2 protein-coding genes are annotated in these 1065 nt (G+C 50.4%); one reads left to right on the top strand and one right to left on the bottom strand.

Annotated elements, in window-relative coordinates:
* Positions 1–346: 346 nt before the first annotated feature.
* A complete protein-coding gene (locus EYQ01_03425; protein HIE64864.1) occupies positions 347–814 on the bottom strand; it encodes a helix-turn-helix domain-containing protein in 468 nt (155 codons plus the stop codon).
* A 74-nt stretch (positions 815–888) separates the two neighbouring features.
* Between EYQ01_03425 and EYQ01_03420 the strand changes: the two genes are divergently transcribed.
* Positions 889–1065, top strand: a 177-nt coding sequence (locus tag EYQ01_03420; GenBank protein HIE64863.1) for a leucine-rich repeat domain-containing protein, incomplete at its 3' end; no start/stop codon positions are given.

Raw genomic sequence — 1065 nt, 5'->3', positions numbered from 1 at the left:
CCGGCGCCTGGTCAACGAACCGATCCGAGTGCAAAAGGCCCAAAACCTCTTGCTGTTCGTCAGGACTCAAAGATCGGGCGGGCTTTGGTCGCGGCTTTGGTGGGCCATATTTCTCCGCAGGCGGCTTGATCCGCCGGTAGAAAGTTGCCCGTGACAGCTCTAATTGCTGGCATGCAGGCTTGATATCAAACTCTTCCTGACTTTCCACAAGCGAATTCAAGAGCAATTCTCTCTCTCTTCGGCTTCGAGGATCTCCGCCACTTTTTTTTGGACTTGAAAAGGCGGCGATAAAATTTGTGATTCTTTTGTTTGGCCATAGCGGAATCCTCTTGAGATTTGGAAATCGTCAAGGGCTACCAAAATCATGGCCGTTGTGGAGGGAGCCGATGGACGGGGACCATATAGTGCATACGAGCTTACGAGCCTGGTCCAGGCGATGACGAAGACGAGCATTCTCTCGTTCAAGTTGCTCGGAGTGCTTCTTCCACTTAGCATCCGGTTTGGTCGTAGGCCCGCGTTTGCGAGTTTTGAGAGCGTCGATGCCGCCATTTTTATAAAGTTTACGCCAATCTCTAAGGTGAGAAGCATAGAGGCCCTCTTTACGGAGAAGGGCGGCTTGTTCACCATGAGGAAGGGATTCGGCAAGCTGCACAATGCGAGCTTTGTATTCAGCGGTGAAACGTCTGCGGGTGGGCTTCTCAAGGACCTCAGGCGAGGGCGTTTGAGACTGCTGTGGCTCGCTGCTGCCATTGCTTGAGGGGCCGGCTGCTTTCGCACTCTTCATCGAAGATCTTCTCTTCTTCTTTGAACTCATGAAAACTTCTCCTGCTTCTACAGTAACTTAGAAGTAGCAGGTGTCTCAAATGATGTTGGCAGATAGGGGAGGGATTGAGATATCTGAAGGATCTTCCCCTTCAAACCCTCGATTTAACTGAATGTGATCAAATCACCGACGAGGGATTGAAAGAGCTTAAAGATCTTCCCCTTCAAACTCTCTCATTACATGGCTGTCTTGAACTCACCGACGAGGGATTGAAGACCCTCAAAGATCTTCCCCTTCAATCT

The organism is Candidatus Manganitrophaceae bacterium, from assembly GCA_012960925.1.
Taxonomy (GTDB): Bacteria; Nitrospirota; Nitrospiria; order SBBL01; family JAADHI01; genus DUAG01.
This window is presented reverse-complemented; position numbering and strand designations above follow the sequence as displayed.

What these genes read in the sequence shown, in the direction of transcription:
- EYQ01_03425 (HIE64864.1), bottom strand. Translation starts at nt 814, where the DNA reads ATGAGTTCAAAGAAGAAGAGAAGATCTTCGATGAAGAGTGCGAAAGCA.